This is a genomic window from Pseudomonas sp. URMO17WK12:I12 (assembly GCF_000514395.1).
Classification (GTDB): Bacteria; Pseudomonadota; Gammaproteobacteria; order Pseudomonadales; family Pseudomonadaceae; genus Aquipseudomonas; species Aquipseudomonas mucoides.
Genome location: NZ_AZVV01000018.1, coordinates 17,219 through 32,516, shown reverse-complemented (window position 1 = coordinate 32,516; position 15,298 = coordinate 17,219). Strand labels below are relative to the sequence as shown.

Annotated in this window: 15 protein-coding genes; 8 read left to right on the top strand and 7 right to left on the bottom strand. The window is 59.6% G+C overall.

The genetic code is table 11. The features are described 5' to 3' along the window. Nucleotides 1-92: 92 nt before the first annotated feature. The 4 genes from D882_RS0123755 to D882_RS0123740 are packed head-to-tail and all read right to left on the bottom strand — an operon-like array spanning nucleotide 93 to nucleotide 4,136. The gene (locus D882_RS0123755; RefSeq protein WP_027925547.1) at nucleotides 93-1,133 is read right to left on the bottom strand and encodes an AbrB family transcriptional regulator; all 1,041 of its coding nucleotides are present in this window, start codon (nucleotides 1,131-1,133) and stop codon (nucleotides 93-95) included. Then, nucleotides 1,126-2,640 carry a tripartite tricarboxylate transporter permease gene (locus D882_RS0123750; RefSeq protein WP_027925546.1) on the bottom strand — a complete coding sequence of 505 codons (1,515 nt, stop codon included), beginning with the start codon at nucleotides 2,638-2,640 and terminating at the stop codon, nucleotides 1,126-1,128. Before D882_RS0123750 ends, D882_RS0123755 begins: the two co-directional genes overlap by 8 nt. Before the next feature lies 1 nt (nucleotide 2,641). Further along, nucleotides 2,642-3,100 carry a tripartite tricarboxylate transporter TctB family protein gene (locus D882_RS0123745; protein ID WP_027925545.1) on the bottom strand — a complete coding sequence of 153 codons (459 nt, stop codon included), beginning with the start codon at nucleotides 3,098-3,100 and terminating at the stop codon, nucleotides 2,642-2,644. Nucleotides 3,101-3,158: 58 nt separating this feature from the next. Further along, complete coding sequence (locus D882_RS0123740; RefSeq protein ID WP_027925544.1) at nucleotides 3,159-4,136, bottom strand: tripartite tricarboxylate transporter substrate binding protein; 978 nt, start codon at nucleotides 4,134-4,136, stop codon at nucleotides 3,159-3,161. Nucleotides 4,137-4,530: 394 nt separating this feature from the next. Here D882_RS0123740 and D882_RS0123735 point away from each other — a divergent pair, with 394 nt between their 5' ends. Both D882_RS0123735 and D882_RS0123730 read left to right on the top strand, forming a co-directional pair. Further along, nucleotides 4,531-5,202: a response regulator gene (locus D882_RS0123735; protein WP_007944085.1), complete on the top strand. Its 672-nt coding sequence runs from the start codon at nucleotides 4,531-4,533 to the stop codon at nucleotides 5,200-5,202. Then, the gene (locus D882_RS0123730; protein WP_027925543.1) at nucleotides 5,195-6,583 is read left to right on the top strand and encodes a sensor histidine kinase; all 1,389 of its coding nucleotides are present in this window, start codon (nucleotides 5,195-5,197) and stop codon (nucleotides 6,581-6,583) included. Before D882_RS0123735 ends, D882_RS0123730 begins: the two co-directional genes overlap by 8 nt. 115 nt (nucleotides 6,584-6,698) lie before the next feature. Here D882_RS0123730 and D882_RS0123725 read toward each other — a convergent pair whose 3' ends face one another. Together D882_RS0123725 and D882_RS0123720 are read right to left on the bottom strand one after the other, a co-directional pair. Next, nucleotides 6,699-7,520 carry an HDOD domain-containing protein gene (locus D882_RS0123725; protein ID WP_027925542.1) on the bottom strand — a complete coding sequence of 274 codons (822 nt, stop codon included), beginning with the start codon at nucleotides 7,518-7,520 and terminating at the stop codon, nucleotides 6,699-6,701. A 34-nt stretch (nucleotides 7,521-7,554) separates the two neighbouring features. Then, nucleotides 7,555-8,496 (bottom strand): folate-binding protein YgfZ, encoded by a 942-nt coding sequence (locus D882_RS0123720; protein WP_027925541.1) that lies wholly within the window; start codon nucleotides 8,494-8,496, stop codon nucleotides 7,555-7,557. 149 nt (nucleotides 8,497-8,645) lie between these two features. On the opposite strand from D882_RS0123720, the gene D882_RS0123715 reads away from it, so the two are divergent. After that, nucleotides 8,646-8,900 carry a succinate dehydrogenase assembly factor 2 gene (locus D882_RS0123715; RefSeq protein WP_027925540.1) on the top strand — a complete coding sequence of 85 codons (255 nt, stop codon included), beginning with the start codon at nucleotides 8,646-8,648 and terminating at the stop codon, nucleotides 8,898-8,900. Further along, the gene (locus D882_RS0123710) at nucleotides 8,884-9,336 is read left to right on the top strand and encodes a protein YgfX (RefSeq protein WP_027925539.1); all 453 of its coding nucleotides are present in this window, start codon (nucleotides 8,884-8,886) and stop codon (nucleotides 9,334-9,336) included. The genes D882_RS0123715 and D882_RS0123710 overlap by 17 nt, the downstream gene beginning before the upstream one ends. Here the strand turns inward: D882_RS0123710 and nadB are convergent. Continuing rightward, nucleotides 9,305-10,921 (bottom strand): L-aspartate oxidase, encoded by a 1,617-nt coding sequence (gene nadB, locus D882_RS0123705; RefSeq protein WP_027925538.1) that lies wholly within the window; start codon nucleotides 10,919-10,921, stop codon nucleotides 9,305-9,307. The genes D882_RS0123710 and nadB overlap by 32 nt on opposite strands. Nucleotides 10,922-11,477: 556 nt before the next feature. Between nadB and rpoE the strand changes: the two genes are divergently transcribed. The 4 genes from rpoE (at nucleotide 11,478) to D882_RS0123685 (ending at nucleotide 15,249) form a co-directional block, all read left to right on the top strand. Next, entirely contained in the window at nucleotides 11,478-12,059 is a 582-nt protein-coding gene (gene rpoE, locus D882_RS0123700; RefSeq protein ID WP_007944079.1) for an RNA polymerase sigma factor RpoE, read from the top strand. 30 nt (nucleotides 12,060-12,089) lie between these two features. Beyond that, entirely contained in the window at nucleotides 12,090-12,677 is a 588-nt protein-coding gene (locus D882_RS0123695) for a sigma-E factor negative regulatory protein (RefSeq protein ID WP_027925537.1), read from the top strand. Between the two features lie 8 nt (nucleotides 12,678-12,685). Continuing rightward, nucleotides 12,686-13,642 carry a MucB/RseB C-terminal domain-containing protein gene (locus D882_RS0123690; RefSeq protein WP_027925536.1) on the top strand — a complete coding sequence of 319 codons (957 nt, stop codon included), beginning with the start codon at nucleotides 12,686-12,688 and terminating at the stop codon, nucleotides 13,640-13,642. A 182-nt stretch (nucleotides 13,643-13,824) separates the two neighbouring features. After that, entirely contained in the window at nucleotides 13,825-15,249 is a 1,425-nt protein-coding gene (locus D882_RS0123685; protein ID WP_027925535.1) for a DegQ family serine endoprotease, read from the top strand. Nucleotides 15,250-15,298: the final 49 nt, after the last annotated feature.

Below are 15,298 nucleotides of genomic sequence, written 5' to 3'. Positions count from 1 at the left end.
GCATCGCGAGCAAGCTCGCTCCCACAGGGTTTTTGTGAACGCTGAAGATCCAGTGTGGGAGCGAGCTTGCTCGCGATGGCGGCACCTCGGTCTCAAGAGGACTCAGGCATCCGGTTCCAATACTTGAACAACGGCTCCGCCAGAAACAGCACAAACAACAACCGCATCACCTGCATCGCCGTCACCAGCGGCACCGACAATTGCAGCGTCTCTGCCGTCAGGCTCATCTCCGCAATCCCGCCGGGCATCATGCCCAAAGTCAGCGAACGCAGATCCAGATGGGTCAACGCACTCAACCCCAGCGCCGCCGCCGTGGCGATCAACATGGTCAACACCGTGCCGATCAAGGTCCGTCCCATGAACGAAGGCGCCCGCCGGAAAAACTGTCGGTTGAAGTGACAGCCCAGGCCGCTGCCGATCAGCCATTGGCCAATCTGACTGCCGCCGTGGGGCAAACCGATGTGCAAATCCCAACCGATGCTCACCGCTGCACTCACCAGCAACGGCCCGAACAGCCACGGATTGGGTTGACGAAGACGCTCCCAGAGCCACGCCGCCAAGGCGCCTGCCGGGAACAAAAGGGCCAGCCACCACCCATTGACGGCTGTCGGATGAGCAACTGGCGCACCGTCACCCAACAAATACTTGAACGCCGCCGGCACACACAGCACCACCACCAGTACGCGCAGACTTTGTCCGGCCGCGACACGGCTGAGTACTGCGCCATTGCGCGCGCCGAGGTTGACCATTTCCCCGGAACCGCCGGGCATGCTGGAAAAGAAGGCAGTGGCGCGATCCTCGCCGGTACGGCGCATCAACCAGACGCCAACCACGGCCGACAGGCTGGTGACCAGCGCACCGAAGAAGATCAAACCGAAATGACTCAGCACCTGCTCCATCACCACCGGGGTGAAGTGCAAACCGATGCCGATTCCTACAATCCACTGGCCGCACTTGCGGCCGCCAGGGATTTCCGCCAATTGCCACGGCGTCAGGCAGCGCACGAGGATGATCGCCAGCAACGAGCCGACCATCCACGGCAGCGGCCAGCCGACCTGACTGGCAAGGAAACCGCCCAGCGCGCCGACCAGCGGCGTACCCCACCAGGCGTTGAACGGTGTTCGATCAGACATCGGCGATCGTGCGTTGGGCAGCCGAACGTTTACGCCAGATACGCACGATCGGCATCAACAGCATGATCGCGGTCAGTACCCAGACACCGAACGTGATCGGGCTCGACCAGAGGATTTCCAGCGCACCGTTGGAGATCGACAGCGCCCGACGCAGGTTCTGCTCCATCAATCCGCCAAGGATGAAACCCAGCAGGACGGGCGACAACGGGAAGTCCAGCTTGCGCAGGAGGTAGCCGAAGATGCCGATGCCGATCATCAGGAACAGGTCGAACGTGGTGGCGTGTACCGCGTAGACGCCGATCCCGGTGATGATCGCGATCACCGGCACCAGTGCCCAGTTCGGCACGGCGAGGATGCGGGTGAAGATGCGGATCATCGGGATGTTGAGGATCACCAGCATGATGTTGGCGACGAACAACGAAGCGATCAGGCCCCAGACGATATCGGGTTGCTGTTGGAACAGCAGGGGCCCCGGTGTGATGTTGTACAGCGACAGGGCGCCGATCATCACCGCCGTGGTGCCCGAACCCGGAACACCGAGGGTCAGCATCGGCACCAGTGCGCCGCATGCTGCGCCACCGATGGCGGTTTCCGGTGCCGCCAGGCCACGCATGTCGCCTTGGCCGAAGGTGCCTTTGGCGCCGGCAATACGTTTTTCGGTCATGTAGGCCACGGCGCTGGCGAGGGTCGCACCGGCACCCGGCAACACGCCCATGATGAAGCCCAGCACACCGCAACGAATGTTCACCACGAACACCGCCGAGGCTTCCTTGAAGTTGAACATCATGCGGCCGGTGGCTTTCACCGCTTCCTGACCGTGGTGGGTTTTTTCCAGCAGCAGGAGAATTTCACTGATGGAGAACAGCCCCAGCACCAGCACGACAAATTGAATACCGTCGGTCAGGTGGATGTTGTCCCCGGTGAAGCGGTACACACCGCTGTTGGCATCGATGCCGACGGTCGACAAAAACAGGCCGATCAACGCGGCAATAAACGTCTTCAACGGTCGGTCACCGGCCATGCCGCCAAGGCAGACAATGGCGAATACCATCAGCACGAAATACTCCGCCGGGCCAAAGGCAATCGCCCATTTCGCCAGTAGCGGGGCGAACAGCACCATGCCACAGGTGGCGATGAACGCACCGATGAACGAACTCCATGCCGACAACGACAGCGCGACACCGGCCAGGCCTTTGCGGGCCATCGGGTAACCGTCAAGGGTGGTCATGACGGTGGACGCTTCACCGGGAATGTTCAGCAGGATCGAGCTGATTCGCCCGCCGTATTCGCACCCCAGGTACACCGCCGCCAGCAGGATCAATGCCGATTCCGGCGGCAGGCCCAGGGCAAACGCGATCGGAATCAACAGCGCCACGCCGTTGATCGGGCCCAGACCCGGCAACAGGCCGACCACGGTGCCAATCAGGGTGCCGCACAAAGCGGTCACCAGGTTGTACGGGCTCAGCGCGACGCCGAACCCCTGACCCAAATAGCCAAGCGTATCCATATCAGTTCTCCAGAACGTCGAGCACGCCCAAGGGCAGCGGGACATCCATCAACTTGTCGAACAGCAGGTAAAGGCCGACGGCCATTAGCGTGATGATCACAATGCTGGGCACCCAGCGACCGCCGTACAGGCGCGCCATCGGAATGCCGATCAGGATGCTGGCGACGATGAAACCAAGGGGTTCGAAGGTGCCGGCAAACACCAGCAACAGCGCCACGCAAATGCCGATTTTGTTCAGGGTCTCGCGGTCCATCGGGGGTTCGTCAGCGTCGTGCTTGATCGGTGCGGGACGAAATACCATGTACAGCAGCGCAAGGCCCATCAGCCCGAGCATCAGCAGCGGAAAGGCTCGCGGCCCCACTGGTTCGTAGGAAAAAGCCGCTTGATACGGCCACGCCATCAGCGCCAGGCCAACACAGGCCAGCAACAGCACCGAAGCAAAAATGCGTTGTAAGAGCATGGGAAACTCCTGTGCCGCAGCCCCGCGAAACGGGGCCGCGGCCGCTAGACAGAGGCGATCACTGGATCAGGCCGAACTCTTTGGCCAGCACTTTGTAGTCCGCAACCTGCTTCTTCACGTAGGTGTCCAGCTCCGGGCCGGTCATGGCGAACGGGAACAGTTCACGCTGATCGCGCAGCTTGGCGAAGTCTTCGGACGCCAGCAGCTTGTCGAAAGCGTCTTTCCACCAGGCGTAGTCTTCGTCGCTGACCTTTGGCCCGAGGTAGAAGCCGCGAACCACCGGCCAGACGATGTCGTAGCCTTGCTCTTTGGCGGTCGGGATGTCTTTCATTTCCGGCTCGTCCAGGCGCTTCTCGGCGAACACGGCCAGCAAGCGCATGTCGCCGCTCAGGATGTGTGGCATGGAGTCGGAGATGTCGGTGCTGCCGACCTGAATGTGGCCGCCGAGCAGGGCGGTGGCGATTTCACCGCCGCCTTCGAGGGCGACGTAACGCAGGTCACGCGGGTTGATCCCGGCGGCCTTGGCGATCAATGCGGTTTGCATCCAGTCCTGGCTGCCGACGGTGCCGCCGGAACCGATCACCACTTTGCTCGGGTCTTCTTTCAGTGCCTTGACCAGATCGTCGAGGGTTTTATAAGGCGAGTCGCTTTTCACCGCGATGGCGCCATAACTGGTACCGACGGCAGCCAGCCAACGCACGTTGGTTTCATCGAAACGCCCGAACTTGCCTTGGGCCAGGTTCAGCAAAGAGCCGCTGGACCACGCCACCAGCGTGCCGGCATCGGCGGGGCGCTGAGCGACCACCGCGTTGTAGGCCACAGCGCCGACACCGCCGGGCATGTAGGTCACGCGCATCGGTTTGGTCAGCAGTTTTTCGTTGACCAGCGCGCTCTGCGCCAGTTTGCAGGTGAGGTCGAAACCGCCGCCCGGTGAGGCCGGGGCGATGCATTCCGGACGTTTGGGTTCGGCCATCAATTGACCGGCGAACAGCATGCAGCTGGCGGCGAGGGCGAAACGGCGCAGTGATCGATTCATTATTGTCTCCACGGGAGTTTTTGTTTTTGGGGATGTTTCAGGTGCGGCGGTTTCGCGTCGTGCAGCCGACAACGGCGCTGGCAAGCATCAACGACGGGATTCTGAAGAAAAGGTGGGGCGGGCAAGCCTGAAGCTGTGTGGACAGCATGGTGCAGTACCTCGTTTTATTGTTCTTATTGGCGAAAACGCGTCATGGCGTTTTTCGGGAGCTACATTTCAAAGCACGACTGGAAGGCCGGCAGTCGAAACCCTCCGTGGTGCGACTCTAACGGCCCAACCTTTCACTAACCTTTCAGCAGGCTTTCACGGCTTTCGGGCTTCACAGCAGCGGATGCGGCTGTAAACTCCGCGCCAAAGAATGGCGTCGACCATCCCCTGAATGAGGTAAAGATCCATGCGCGTTCTGCTCGTCGAAGACCATTTGCAGTTGGCCGAAAGTGTCGCCCAGGCGCTCAAGAGCACCGGGCTGACCGTGGATGTGCTGCACGATGGCGTCGCCGCAGACCTGGCCTTGAGCAGCGAGGAATACGCCATGGCCATTCTCGACGTCGGCCTGCCGCGCATGGACGGTTTTGAAGTGCTCGCGCGCTTGCGCTCTCGGGGGAAGAACCTGCCGGTGCTGATGCTGACCGCGCGCAGCGACGTCAAGGATCGGGTGCATGGCCTGAACCTTGGCGCTGACGATTACCTCGCCAAACCCTTTGAACTGACCGAACTCGAAGCCCGGGTCAAAGCCTTGTTGCGCCGCAGTGTGCTGGGCGGTGAGCGTCAACAGCGCTGTGGCGTGCTGGCCTATGATCTGGACACCCGGCGCTTCACCCTCGGTGAAGAATTGCTGACCCTGACTTCGCGCGAACAGGCGGTTCTCGAGGCGTTGATCGCCCGGCCCGGTCGGGTGATGAGCAAAGAGCAACTGGCCTCCCAGGTGTTCGGCCTGGACGAAGAAGCCAGCCCTGACGCCATCGAAATCTACGTGCATCGCTTGCGCAAAAAACTCGACGGCCAACCGGTCGCGATCGTGACGTTCCGTGGCCTTGGCTACTTGCTGGAAAGCCGCGATGCATAAGCCCAGCAGCCTGCGCTGGCGGTTGCTGTGGAACCTCGCGCTGTTGCTGGTGGTGTTAATGCTGGCCAGCGGTTTGAGCGCGTACTGGAATGGTCGCGAAGCGGCCGACACGGCGTATGACCGCACCTTGCTGGCGTCGGCGCGAACCATTGCGGCGGGTGTCACCCAGCGTGACGGCACGCTCAGTGCTGACGTGCCTTACGTGGCGCTGGATACGTTTGCCTACGACAGTGAGGGGCGAATTTTTTACCTGGTCAATGACATCCACCAAAACTTGATTTCCGGTTACGAAAACCTTCCTGCGCCACCGCCCGGAACGCCGCGCACCGATGACTACCCGGCGCTGGCACGGTTTTACAACGCCACCTATCGCGGGCAGAACGTGCGGGTGGTCAGCCTGCTCAAGCCGGTCAGTGAGCCGAACATGAATGGCATGGCGGAAATTCGCGTGGCCGAAACCGATGAAGCACGGGTCAGCATGGCGCGCAGTCTGGCGGCGGATACGCTACTGCGGCTGGGCATGCTGGCGATTGGCGCGCTGTTGCTGGTGTGGTTCGCGGTGAGTGCGGCGTTGCGTCCGCTGGAGCGCTTGCGCACGGCGGTGGAAGAACGCCAGTCGGATGATCTTCGGCCATTGCCGTTGGTGGAAGTGCAGCACGAATTGTGGCCGCTGGTACGCGCGCTCAATCACTTTACCGAGCGGTTGCGCGGACAGTTCGAGCGCCAGGCGCAGTTCATCGCCGATGCTGCCCATGAACTGCGTACGCCGCTGGCAGCGCTCAAGGCGCGGCTGGAACTTGGCCTGCGGGCGAGTGAACCGGAAACCTGGCGCAGTACCCTGGAAACGGCGGCCCAGGGCACGGACAGATTGACGCATCTGGCCAATCAATTGCTGTCGTTGGCACGGGTCGAAAACGGTGCACGGGCCATTGCCGAGGGCGGCGCGCAGTTGCTGGATTTGAGTCAGTTGGCCCGGGAGTTGGGCATGGCCATGGCGCCGTTGGCCCATGCGCGCGGCGTGGCCCTGGCACTCGAAGCGGACGAGCCGGTGTGGCTGCGTGGTGAGCCGACGTTGCTGAACGAACTGCTGAGTAACCTGGTGGATAACGCATTGGCTCATACGCCGTCAGGCGGCAATGTGATTCTGCGGGTCACGGCACCGGCGGTGCTGGAGGTCGAGGATGACGGGCCGGGGATTCCGGTGGATGAGCGGGATCGGGTGTTTGAGCGCTTTTATCGGCGTAATCAACAGGTCGCCGGGTCTGGGTTGGGGCTTGCGATTGTGGGGGAGATCTGCCGCGCGCATCTGGCGCAGATCAGTCTGCATGATGGCGAGACGAAGGGGTTGAAGGTTCGAGTGAGTTTTATTGCCGGGGAGTGAGGGTGCTTGGTATGGCCTCATCGCGAGCAGGCTCACTTCTACGGGGGATTTTCAGTTCAGCGCAGATCCAGCGTAGGAGTGAGCCTGCTCGCGATGGGGGGCGACGCGGTCTCGACTAGTAAAACATCGACCGCGATTCTTCCAGATCCTTGATCACCGCGTCGTTTTCCAGATCAATCCCAAGCTTCTTGAATGAAGGCACGCTGGTCAGGTCGAAACGGGCCAACGGGTGGTCGCTGTCCTTGTGGCAATACAGGCTGGCCACTTGCACCAGATCCACATAATCAATCCGCTCGGATTCACGCTTGAAGTCCAGGTATTGTCCCGGAACCATCACCAGTTTCTCCGGAAACTCCCAAACCCTGAGCAGTTTGTCGCCGATCAGGGGGTGAATGTGGTCGATCACATGGTTGAGGCTGACCGGGTCGGACAGCAGCTCATAGTGATCTTCGGCGTAGGTCAGAATCGGCAACACGCCAATCTGATGCACCAGACCGCCGAGGGCGGCCTGGTCGGGCTTGAGTTGCGTGTAGCTGCGGCACAGCGCATAGCTGACCCCGGCGATCTCCAGGCTTTTGCGCCAGACATCGTGCATCTTCTGCTGCACCACCTCGGAGCGGGCGTGGAAAATCTGTTCCATCACCAGACCGATCGCCAGATTGCTGCTGTAGTTGACGCCCAGTCGCGTGATCGCCGTGTGCAGGTCGTTAACTTCTTGAGTCGCGCGCAGCAGTGGGCTGTTGACCACTTTGATCAGGCGCGCCGACAACGCCGTATCACGGCCGATCACTTTGCTCAGGGTGCTGACACTGATTTCCGGGTCTTCGGCGGCCTTGCGAATCTGCATGGCCACTTCCGGTAACGTTGGCAGAACCAGGTCATCGTTATCGATGGCCTCAACCAAATCCTGTTGGACCTTTTCCGCCAGATCGCTCATTTCGTTTCTCTAGGTGTTGCCACAAATGCTGCGGTTAACGCTGGATCTCGCGATCGCGGTCCAGTGAGTAAGGCAGGTCGAGCAAGTTCAGGGCGGGTCCTTCCAGGGTGCCGAGATGAATGTCGCCACCCTCGGCAGCTTCGGCTTGCAGCACGGCAAGGAGTTCAATGTTTTGTTCCGCGTTGGCCGCCAGCACCACTTCGCCGATGGAACTGCCATGGCTCGGGGAAAACAGCGGCGTGCCGGGGGCGGGCAATTCGCTGGCGTCCAGGGTCAGTCGGTACAAGCGGCGCTTGAGTTTGCCCAGGTACTGCATGCGCGCGACGATTTCCTGACCGGTGTAGCAGCCTTTCTTGAAGCTCACACCACCGACGGCTTGCAGGTTGAGCATCTGCGGAATGAATAATTCTCGTGTTTGCGGCATGACCTGACCGATCCCTGCGCGGATCTGGCCCAGCAGCCATTGATTCAAAGTGCCTTCGGCCAGCAGGGCGGACAGCTTGCCCTTGATGGCGACGGCCTGATCGGCGGCGACCCACAGTTCCGCGCGATCCGGCGAGACGCGGATGGCGATCAGGCCTTCGAGACGCACGACACTGTCGGTGTCTGCCGGCAACGCCAGGCCAAGGCTGCTCAGCGCGGCATCGCCATGATCAAGGCCGAAGCGGACCCAGGCGGCGCTTTCGTCGGTCAATTTGGATTTGGAGAACACGGCGTACTTCTTCAGGTCCGCCAGTTGCGGTTCCAGCAGTTCGGTGGCCATGGCCATCACTACGCCGTCACCTTCCAGCAGGATGCGGAAACTCGACTGCATCCGGCCTTTTTGCGTACAGCGCGCGCCCAGGCTGGCCTGGGTTTCACTGAGGTAATTGAGGTTGCAGGTCAATTGGCCTTGCAGGAATTTGCCGGCATCCGCGCCGCGGACCGCGAGAACGCCTTCGTGAGACAGGGTGCAGAAAAAAGCAGAATCGGCCATGGGTCATCGCAGGGTAAAGAGTCTGGGGGACATCATAAGGGGGCGCCCGTGAAATGGGTAGTTCACAAAAGGTCGGCAGTGCCCGACCAAAGCCGACTGTTCGACGAGGCGCGGGGCTGTATACTTGCCGCCTATTTGAGGAGCGCTCCATGGTCGAAGATGTTGAACTGAATCGCCTCTACTGGCACAGCCGCCGCGGCATGCTTGAGCTGGACGTATTGCTGGTGCCGTTTGTCAAAGAAGTCTACCCGCACCTCAATGAGGTCGACCGCGATTGCTACTGCAGGCTGCTCAAGTGTGAAGATCAGGACATGTTCGGCTGGTTCATGGAGCGCGCCGAATCGGAAGATCCGGAGCTTCAGCGCATGGTTCGCATGATCCTGGACCGTGTCCAGCCCAAGTAATGCGTTCGAATGCCGCTGGCATGCCTCACGGCAGTTGCTGGCGGCGTATCTTCTGGCCCAGCTGTTCGCGCTGGGCTCGTTGTTTCTTTTGTCTATACCGGTCTGGGCCAGTGTGCTCGGCGCTTTCTGCTGTCTGGCGCATGGCGTTTGGGTATTACCCCGTCAGATTCTGCTGACACATCCGCAGGCATATCGCGGCTTGCGTCGCGATGCCGAAGGCTGGCAGTTTTGGAATCAGGCGCGGGGTTGGCAGCCGGTGCAGTTGCGACCGGACAGCCTGGCGCTGCCGTTGATCGTGGTGCTGCGGTTTCGCCTGCGCGGCGAACGACGTATCCGGTCGATCTGCGTACCCCGTGACTCGCAGGCGGCGGATGTGCATCGACGCCTGCGGGTTCGATTGACGTTCAGTCGACGTAGGTGGGCGGCACCAGAATAGTGTCCAAGGCAACCGGTAGCATATCCGGATAGTCGAGGGTGTAATGCAGGCCCCGGCTTTCCTTGCGTTCCATGGCGGACTGGATCATCAGTTCTGCCACCTGGGCCAGGTTGCGCAATTCGATCAAATCGCGGCTGACCTTATAGTTGCTGTAGAACTCGTCGATCTCGTCCAGCAGCAGCCGCACGCGGTGTTGCGCTCGTTGCAGGCGTTTGTTGGTGCGCACGATGCCGACGTAGTCCCACATGAATCGGCGCAGTTCATCCCAGTTGTGCGCAATGATCACGTCTTCGTCGGAATCGGTGACCTGGCTCGCATCCCAGATAGGCAGGGCGGCGGGGATCGATACGTGCGGCAACTGTTCAAGAATGTCCGCCGCCGCCGAACGGGCGTAAACGAAACACTCCAGCAGCGAGTTACTGGCCATGCGGTTGGCACCGTGCAGACCGGTGAAACTGGTTTCGCCAATGGCATACAGCCCCGGCACGTCGGTGCGGCCGTTCTGATCGACCATCACGCCGCCGCAGGTGTAGTGCGCCGCCGGAACCACCGGGATCGGCTGCTTGGTGATGTCGATGGAAAACTCGAGGCAGCGTTCGTACACCGTCGGAAAGTGCGTCTTGATGAACGCTTCGGGTTTGTGGCTGATGTCCAGATAGACGCAGTCGATACCCAGGCGCTTCATTTCATGGTCGATGGCCCGGGCAACGATGTCCCGTGGCGCCAATTCTGCGCGCGGGTCGAAGCGCTGCATGAAACGCTCGCCGTTAGGCAGTTTGAGGTGCGCACCTTCGCCGCGCAGGGCTTCGGTGATCAGGAAGCTTTTTGCCTGCGGGTGGTAAAGGCAGGTGGGGTGAAACTGGTTGAACTCCAGGTTCGCCACCCGGCAACCGGAACGCCAGGCCATGGCGATGCCATCTCCGCAGGCGCCGTCGGGGTTGCTGGTATAGAGGTAGACTTTGGCCGCGCCACCGGACGCGAGGATGACGAAACGTGCGCCGTAGGTGTCGACTTCGCCGGTCCCGCGGTTGAGTACGTAGGCGCCGAGGCAGCGGTCGCCTTCCAGTCCGAGGCGTTTTTCGGTGATCAGGTCCACCGCGACGCGCTGTTCCAGCAATTCGATGTTGGGCCGTTGTCTGGCCTGGGCCAGCAACGTTTTGAATATCGCAGCGCCGGTGGCATCGGCGGCATGAATGATGCGCCGATGGCTATGGCCGCCTTCGCGGGTCAGGTGAAACTCGAACCCGCCGTCTTCGGTTCCGGATTGTTCATCGCGGGTAAACGGCACGCCTTGGTCGATCAGCCATTGAATCGCTTCTTTACTGTGCTCGACGGTAAAGCGCACGGCGTCTTCATGGCACAGGCCACCGCCGGCATTGAGGGTGTCGTCGACATGGGACTCAACGGTGTCGGAGTCATCCAGTACGGCAGCGACGCCACCCTGGGCCCAGAATGTCGAGCCGTTGGCGAGGTCGCCTTTGCTCAGCACCGCGATGCGCAAGTGACCGGGCAGGGTCAGCGCAAGACTCAAACCGGCAGCGCCGCTGCCAATCACCAGAACATCGTGTTGAAACTGTTGGCTCATTTCAGGATTCCGCTCAAAGCGACCCGGGTCGGGGTTGGCGCAAGACTGCTGGAACGGCGAGTCAAGTCGGCCACACAGCCCACTAGTATATAGAGGGGGGGAGCGGCACAATACCCGAGCGCATATGGCATTGTGAAACTACTGTGACGGGAAATACTCGACGCTTCGTCGGATGGTTTTTTGACCGGTTCGACGACAAGGCGACTGTATCGTGGATTTAACAGTATTTTTCTACTCACGGTCTCACAATGTCGGTGCCGTCCGGTTTTAAATAATGGAACTTTTGCCAAAGGCCAAAGATCAATAGACGGTTGCCTGATTCAAGGGACAGTGTCGGCTTCAGGGCAGGATCTGCAGTTTGATCCTTGCTGGCGAATCCGACGACAAGATTATTCGCGCAGCCGGTAACCCGCGCTGCGCTTTTCGTGCGTGCCAAATCAGAGCCCGCAGGAAACTTGCTTGGAGGGGGAGAACTTTTGCGGAAAGCCCGAGTCTATGTTTGCAAGTCTGGTCGTTTAGTTATGCAAGCTTCCTCCGAGCTTATCGAGGAGTGTTCATGCTAACCCAGGAAGAGGATCAGCAGCTGGTCGAGCGCGTTCAACGTGGCGACAAGCGAGCTTTCGATCTGCTAGTGCTGAAATACCAGCACAAAATTCTCGGGTTGATCGTGCGTTTCGTGCACGACACCCATGAAGCCCAGGATGTGGCGCAGGAAGCCTTTATCAAGGCATACCGAGCCCTAGGGAATTTTCGCGGAGACAGCGCGTTTTATACGTGGCTTTACCGCATCGCCATTAACACGGCGAAAAACTATCTGGTTTCGCGCGGCCGTCGGCCGCCGGATAGCGATGTCAGTTCCGAGGATGCAGAGTTCTACGATGGCGATCATGGCCTCAAGGATCTCGAGTCGCCAGAACGAGCGTTGCTGCGGGATGAGATCGAAGGCACCGTCCATCGGACCATCCAGCAACTGCCAGAAGATTTACGTACGGCTTTAACTTTACGTGAATTCGATGGTCTGAGTTACGAGGACATTGCAGCCGTCATGCAATGTCCGGTGGGTACCGTGCGCTCCCGGATTTTCCGCGCTCGGGAGGCCATCGATAAAGCCCTGCAGCCGTTGTTGCAGGAAAACTGAGACAGCGGCGACAGCCAAGAGAGGAACGCCATGAGTCGTGAAGCCCTGCAGGAATCGCTGTCCGCAGTGATGGATAACGAAGCGGACGAACTGGAATTGCGTCGGGTATTAAATGCCTTTGACGATGTTGAAACCCGTGAAACCTGGGCTCGTTACCAAATCGCTCGGGCAGTCATGCACAAGGACTTGCTGCTTCCACGTCTGGATATCGCTGCGGCAGTGTCTGCTGCGTTGGCCGACGAAGCCGTACCGGCAAAAGCCTCCCGTGGTCCATGGCGCAGCCTGGGTCGCCTGGCAGTAGCCGCTTCGGTCACACTGGCTGTACTGGCCGGCGTTCGTTTGTACAACCAGGACGAGATCGCTGGTGTCGAACTGGCTCAGCAATCCAATCAACCGGGTCTGGCCGTTCCTCAGGTCAAGGGTCCAGCTGTATTGGCAGGCTACAATGAGAGTTCGGATGCCACTGGCCCTATGGCCAACGGTGTATTGCAAGGTCAGCCAGGCTGGCACGATCAGCGTCTGCCAAGCTACTTGCGCCAACATGCTCAACAAGCTGCATTGAAAGGCACTGAAAGTGCTCTGCCTTATGCTCGTGCAGCAAGCCTGGAAAACCGCTAAGGAGGATCATGCGCGCCATACCTCTACTTTCGCTTCTGCTCGCAGGCTGGTTTGTCGTACCAGCCCACGCTGATGAAGCCCAGGACTGGTTGACCCGTCTGGGCCAGGCCGAGCAACAGCAAAGCTTTCACGGTACTTTCGTTTACGAGCGTAACGGTAGTTTTTCTACCCATAACATCTGGCATCGCGTCCAGGATGGCAAAGTCCGAGAGCGTTTACTCCAGCTCGACGGCTCCGCACAGGAAGTCGTGCGCATTGATGGGCATACTCAATGCGTCAGCGGCACCCTGATAGCAGGATTGGGGGATTCACCCAATACCGCTGCTCGTGCACTGGATCCACAAAAGTTAAAGAATTGGTATGACCTTGCCGTCATCGGCAAGTCGCGTGTGGCTGGGCGTGCGGCAGTGATTATTTCGCTGACGCCACGTGATCAGCATCGATACGGTTTTGAGCTCCATCTGGACAAAGAAACCGGCCTGCCACTCAAGTCATTGTTGCTCAATGACAAAGGGCAGTTGCTGGAGCGATTCCAGTTCACACAACTGGATACCGCTGACGTGCCGTCTGACAAAGACTTGCAGGCGGGTGATGATTGCAAGGCTGTCACCCTCGACAGTGACAAGGCTTCCGCCATTAAGGTCGCTCAGGTGTGGCATTCGGACTGGCTACCACCCGGTTTTGAGTTGACCAGCAGCAGTGCTCGCAAAGATCCGGAGACCAAAACACAGGTCAACAGTCTGATGTATGACGATGGCCTGGCGCGTTTCTCGGTTTTCCTTGAACCGTTGAATGGCGCAACCGTGACGGACACTCGCACACAATTGGGCCCCACCGTTGCTGTATCCCGCCGTCTGACCACGCCTCAGGGCGAAGTGATGGTGACCGTGGTCGGAGAGATCCCGATAGGCACCGCAGAACGGATTGCGCTATCCATGCGCACCGATGCCACCGCAACCAAGTAGTGGGTCATTACCGAAATGTTTGGTGAGCATTTCAATTTGCAAAAAAACCTGAATTTTTCTATAGGTCAGAGCCTCACGGCTCTGGCCTTGTTTTGTTGTTCCCGGAACAAAAATACCGGCGTATTGTTCCCGGTGTTCCTTGCTCCATATCGCTTAACCATGCTCGTCGTAACGGGAGCCGTATGTCGATACCACGCTTGAAGTCTTACCTTTCCATTGTTGCCACCGTGCTGGTACTCGGTCAGTCGGTCACTGCGCAAGCGGTCGAACTGCCTGATTTCACCCAGTTGGTCGAGCAGGCCTCGCCTGCCGTGGTGAACATCAGTACCACCCAGAAACTGCCGGACCGCAAAGTGTCCGGGCAAATGCCGGACCTTGAAGACCTGCCGCCACAGCTGCGCCAGTTCTTCGAGCGGGGCATGCCTCTACCGCGTTCGCCTCGTGGTGATCGCCAGCGTGAAGCCCAGTCCTTGGGTTCTGGCTTCATCATTTCGCCTGATGGCTACATCCTGACCAACAACCATGTGATTGCCGATGCGGATGAAATCCTCGTGCGTCTTGCTGATCGCAGTGAGCTGAAAGCCAAGCTGGTCGGCACTGATCCACGTTCCGACGTGGCGCTGCTGAAGATTGAAGGCAAGGGCCTGCCAGTGCTTAAACTCGGCAAATCCCAGGACCTGAAAGCCGGTCAGTGGGTGGTCGCCATCGGTTCGCCGTTCGGTTTCGACCACACCGTGACCCAAGGCATCGTCAGCGCCATCGGGCGTAGCCTGCCAAACGAAAACTATGTGCCGTTCATCCAGACCGACGTGCCGATCAACCCGGGTAACTCGGGTGGCCCGCTGTTCAACCTTAATGGCGAAGTGGTCGGGATCAACTCGCAGATCTACACCCGCTCCGGGGGCTTCATGGGCGTATCGTTCGCGATCCCTATCGATGTCGCCATGGATGTTTCCAATCAGCTCAAAGACGGTGGCAAAGTCAGCCGTGGCTGGTTGGGTGTGGTGATTCAGGAAGTGAACAAGGACCTGGCCGAGTCGTTTGGTCTTGAGAAACCGGCCGGTGCGCTGGTCGCTCAGATCCAGGACGATGGCCCGGCAGCCAAGGGTGGCCTGCAAGTGGGCGACGTGATCCTGAGCATGAACGGTCAGCCGATCGTCATGTCGGCCGATTTGCCACATCTGGTAGGCGCACTGAAAGCGGGCGCCAAGGCCAATCTTGAAGTGATTCGCGAAGGCAAACGCAAGAACGTCGAACTGACGGTCGGCGCGATTCCTGACGAAGGCAAAGAACTGGATTCGATGCCTAAGTCGGGCGTTGAAATCAGCAGCAATCGTTTGGGTGTCGCCGTCGCCGAACTGTCTGATGAGCAGAAGAAAACCTACGACCTCAAAGGTGGTGTGGTGATCAAGGAAGTTCAGGACGGTCCTGCCTCGCTGATTGGCTTGCAACCAGGTGACATCATCACTCACCTGAACAACCAGGCCATCAGCTCCAGCAAGGAGTTCACCGAGATTGCCAAGGCGCTGCCGAAGAACCGATCGGTATCGATGCGGGTTCTGCGTCAAGGTCGTGCCAGCTTCATCACCTTCAAACTGGCTGAATAAGCCGGTTGTTGGCTGAATAAAAAAACGCCTCGAAAGAGGCGTTTTTTTG

Coding starts and splice junctions, on each gene's coding strand:
- D882_RS0123755 (WP_027925547.1), bottom strand. CDS start 1,133: ATGTCTGATCGAACACCGTTCAACGCCTGGTGGGGTACGCCGCTGGTC.
- D882_RS0123750 (WP_027925546.1), bottom strand. CDS start 2,640: ATGGATACGCTTGGCTATTTGGGTCAGGGGTTCGGCGTCGCGCTGAGC.
- D882_RS0123745 (WP_027925545.1), bottom strand. CDS start 3,100: ATGCTCTTACAACGCATTTTTGCTTCGGTGCTGTTGCTGGCCTGTGTT.
- D882_RS0123740 (WP_027925544.1), bottom strand. CDS start 4,136: ATGAATCGATCACTGCGCCGTTTCGCCCTCGCCGCCAGCTGCATGCTG.
- D882_RS0123735 (WP_007944085.1), top strand. CDS start 4,531: ATGCGCGTTCTGCTCGTCGAAGACCATTTGCAGTTGGCCGAAAGTGTC.
- D882_RS0123730 (WP_027925543.1), top strand. CDS start 5,195: ATGCATAAGCCCAGCAGCCTGCGCTGGCGGTTGCTGTGGAACCTCGCG.
- D882_RS0123725 (WP_027925542.1), bottom strand. CDS start 7,520: ATGAGCGATCTGGCGGAAAAGGTCCAACAGGATTTGGTTGAGGCCATC.
- D882_RS0123720 (WP_027925541.1), bottom strand. CDS start 8,496: ATGGCCGATTCTGCTTTTTTCTGCACCCTGTCTCACGAAGGCGTTCTC.
- D882_RS0123715 (WP_027925540.1), top strand. CDS start 8,646: ATGGTCGAAGATGTTGAACTGAATCGCCTCTACTGGCACAGCCGCCGC.
- nadB (WP_027925538.1), bottom strand. CDS start 10,921: ATGAGCCAACAGTTTCAACACGATGTTCTGGTGATTGGCAGCGGCGCT.
- rpoE (WP_007944079.1), top strand. CDS start 11,478: ATGCTAACCCAGGAAGAGGATCAGCAGCTGGTCGAGCGCGTTCAACGT.
- D882_RS0123695 (WP_027925537.1), top strand. CDS start 12,090: ATGAGTCGTGAAGCCCTGCAGGAATCGCTGTCCGCAGTGATGGATAAC.
- D882_RS0123690 (WP_027925536.1), top strand. CDS start 12,686: ATGCGCGCCATACCTCTACTTTCGCTTCTGCTCGCAGGCTGGTTTGTC.
- D882_RS0123685 (WP_027925535.1), top strand. CDS start 13,825: ATGTCGATACCACGCTTGAAGTCTTACCTTTCCATTGTTGCCACCGTG.